The sequence below is a fragment of the Isoptericola sp. NPDC060257 genome (genome assembly GCF_042726645.1).
Lineage (GTDB): Bacteria > Actinomycetota > Actinomycetes > Actinomycetales > Cellulomonadaceae > Isoptericola > Isoptericola nanjingensis.
On the sequence record NZ_JBHXAW010000371.1, the window covers coordinates 1 to 3463 of the forward strand.

Genomic DNA, 3463 nt, shown 5'->3' on the forward strand with positions numbered 1-3463 from the left:
GACGCCGGGCTCATCCCGGCGGAGTCGGCCCGCGCCATCGCGCTCACGGCGCGGATCGAGAAGCTCGACGTGAAGCGGGTGCTCGCCGCGACCGCCGAGGCGAGCCACCCGCTGGTGCCCCTCATCGAGGAGTTCGCGCGCGCCGTCGGCTCCAAGCACGGCGGCTGGGTGCACTGGGGCGCGACGACGCAGAACATCACGCAGACGGCCGACGTGCTGGTGCTGCGCGACGCGCACCGGGCCGTGCTGCGCCAGCTCGGCCGTGTGCTGCGCTCGGCGGGCCGGCTCGCGGAGTCGTCCGCCGCGCTGCCGATGGCGGGCCGCACGCACAGCCAGCACGCCGTGCCCGTGACGTTCGGCTTCAAGGTGGCGGTGTGGATCGACCAGCTCGCGGCGCACGCCGACCGGCTGGAACGGCTCGACGAGCGGCTGTTCTGCGTGCTCATGGGCGGCGCGGCGGGCACGTTCGCGTCGTTCGGGGGCTCGGGCCGGGCGATCGAGGCGGGCGTGGCGCGGCGGCTCGGGCTGCACCCGATGCGCGTGCCGTCGCGGTCGGTCAACGACGGCATCGTGGAGCTCGTGCTGGTGCTGGCACAGCTCGCGGGCACGATCGGGAAGATCGGCCGCGACGTCTACACGCTGATGCAGCCGGAGTTCGCCGAGGCGTTCGAGCCGGTCCCCGAGGGCACGGTCGGCAGCTCGACCATGCCGCACAAGCGCAACCCGCAGCTCGCCCTCGACATGCAGACGATGTCGGCGGAGCTGCGCGCCCTCGCGGGCCCGGCGCTGGAGTCGATGCTGCACGACCAGGAGGCGAACGGCGCCATGACGGCCCTGCTCGAGGACGTCTCCGCGTCGGCCGCGGTGCTGGCGGGCGACATGCTCGCGCGCCTCGAGGTGGTGATGGACGGCCTGGAGCTCGACCCGGCCCGGATGCGCGCGAACATCCGCCTGTCCGAGGGCATGATCGGCTCGGAGTCCCTCATGCTCGCCCTCGGCGAGAAGATCGGGCGGCAGAAGGCGCACGACGTCGTGTTCGCCGTCGCGCAGGCGACCGCGTCCGACGGCCGCCCGTTCCTCGAGCTGCTGCACGGGGACCCCGTCGTCAGCGAGGCCTTCGACGACGACGAGCTGCGGGCCCTCCTCGACCCGGCGGGCTACCTGGGCCTGAGCACCGAGATCGCGCGGGAGCTCGCGGCGTGCGCGGCCGGGACCGCCGACCGGCTCGAGGCGCTGCCCGCGCGGATCCCGGTCTCCGTCGGGAGCCAGCGGCCCGGCGAGGGGTGAACCCGGGCCGCCGGACGTCGCCCGCGGGGCGCCGGCCGCCGTCTGGTGCCATCGTGGACGGATGGAACCTCGGGAGAAGGAGCTCGTGCACCGTCGCCGTGCCGCCCGCCGCGCGGCGACGGCGGGACTCGCGGTCGCGGCGCTCCTGCTGCTGGGCGCGTGCGCGGCGGGACCGAACCCGGCCATCGACACGTCGACGATCAGCGGCGTCGGGCCCTACGGGTTCTGGTGGGGCCTGTGGCAGGGCATGATCCTGCCGATCACGTTCATCGTCTCCCTGTTCACGGACACGGTGTCGGTGTACGAGGTGCACAACACCGGCAACTGGTACGACGTCGGGTACGTCCTCGGCATCTCGCTCGTCTTCGGCGGTCCGCTCGGCGCGCGCCGGGCCCGCCACTGAGCCGTCGGGCAGCCGAGCGCGCTCAGCGGCTCCCCTCGGCCACCGCGTGCTCGTGCGCCGCACGCGCGATGTTGCGCTGCATCCCGCCGAACACGATCCCGTGGAACGGGCTGATCGCCCACCAGTAGAGCTGTCCCGGCAGGCCGCGCGGGGAGAAGATGGCGCGCTGCCGGAACACGGGTCGGGGTCCCGGACCGTCCTCGACCGTCAGCTCCAGCCACGCCAGCCCCGGGAGCCGCATCTCGGCGCGCAGCCGCAGCAGCCGCCCGGGCACCACCTTCTCGACGCGCCACCAGTCGAGCGCGTCGCCGGGCTCCAGCCGGTGCGGGTGGCGGCGGCCGCGTCGCAGCCCGGGGCCGCCGAAGAGACGGTCGAGCAGGCCGCGGGCCACCCAGCCGAGGCGCCACGAGTACCAGCCGTGGGCGCCGCCGATGCCCTCGATCACGGACCACAGCGACTCCGGGGTGGTGTCCACCTCGCGCGACCGGTCGTCGACCAGCAGGCTGCCGCCGGCCCAGTCCGGGTCGTCGGGCAGCGGGTCGGACGGCGCGCCCCGCGTGGACGCCGAGCTCCAGCTGGTCCGCACGTCGAGGTCGCGGATCCGGGCCAGCGCCAGGGCGACGGCGTCGTCGAACCCGACGAGCCCCTCGGGCGGGTCGGGGACGTACCGCGCGATGTCGTGGTCGCGCGCCACGACCTCGTGCACGAGCGAGCCCACCAGGGGGCGGGCGATCGCCGGCGGCACCGGGGTGACCAGCCCGACCCACAGGCTGGCCAGACGCGGGGTGAGCACCGGCACGGCGCGGATCACCCGGGGCCGCAGCCCGGCGACGGCGGCGTAGCGCTGCATCATCCCGCGGTACGTCAGCACGTCGGGGCCGCCGATGTCGAAGCCGCGGCTGACGTCGCCGGGCACCTCCGCCGCCCCGACGAGGTAGCGCAGCACGTCGCGGACGGCGATCGGCTGGATGCGGTTGTCGATCCACCGCGGGGCCACCATGACCGGCAGGCGCTCGGTGAGGTACCGCATCATCTCGAACGACGCGCTGCCCGAGCCGAGGATCACCGCGGCCCGCAGCACGACGGTCGGGACCTCGCCGTCGAGCAGGATCTCCTCCACCTCCCGGCGGGAGCGGAGGTGCGGCGACAGGTCCGCCGTGTCGGGGTAGAGGCCGCCCAGGTAGACGACGCGCCGCAGCCCCGCCTCGGCGGCCGCCTGCGCGAACCCCCGGGCCGTGCGTCGGTCGGTGTCGGCGAAGCCGGAGCCGGAGCCGAGCGCGTGGATGAGGTAGTACGCGACGTCGGCTCCGTCCAGGGCGCGGCGCAGGTCGGCGCGCTCCTGGGCGTCGCCCGCCACGACGTCGACGTCGTCCGCCCAGGCCCGCGCGGCGAGGCGCTCGGGATGGCGCGCGAGCACGCGGACCCGGTACCCGGCGGCGAGCAGCTCGGGCACGAGCCGCCCGCCGATGTACCCGGTGGCGCCGGTGACCAGCACGAGCGGGGCGTCGGTCGTCATGCGCGTCCCTCCTGGGTCGTCCGCGGGGTCGTCGTCGGTCAGGTCGCTAGCCAGGCTAGCAATATCCGGTGACCGATGGCAGGGTGGGGTGTGCTGCGGCGCCTCGCCCGCGGCGCCGCCCGACGAACGAGGAGGACCGATGGCCGACACGACACCCTCCCCGCGGCTGCAGCAGGTCGTGGTGACCGTGAGCCTGCTGGTGTGCGTCGTGGGCTCGATGATCGGCGTCGGGGTCTTCGGCGGCACCCGGGTCGCGG

The 3463-nt window shown here is 75.1% G+C and carries 3 protein-coding genes; 2 read left to right on the top strand and 1 reads right to left on the bottom strand.

Annotated elements, in window-relative coordinates; all coding sequences use genetic code 11:
* The coding region (locus tag ACFWEK_RS20100) for an adenylosuccinate lyase family protein (protein ID WP_430555191.1) at positions 1 to 1287 on the top strand (1287 nt) is incomplete at its 5' end.
* A 61-nt stretch (positions 1288 to 1348) separates the two neighbouring features.
* Complete coding sequence (locus ACFWEK_RS20105) at positions 1349 to 1690, top strand: hypothetical protein (protein WP_430555192.1); 342 nt, start codon at positions 1349 to 1351, stop codon at positions 1688 to 1690.
* Positions 1691 to 1712: 22 nt separating this feature from the next.
* Here the strand turns inward: ACFWEK_RS20105 and ACFWEK_RS20110 are convergent, their stop codons facing one another.
* Complete coding sequence (locus tag ACFWEK_RS20110) at positions 1713 to 3206, bottom strand: SDR family oxidoreductase (protein ID WP_430547865.1); 1494 nt, start codon at positions 3204 to 3206, stop codon at positions 1713 to 1715.
* Between the last annotated feature and the right edge of the window lie 257 nt (positions 3207 to 3463).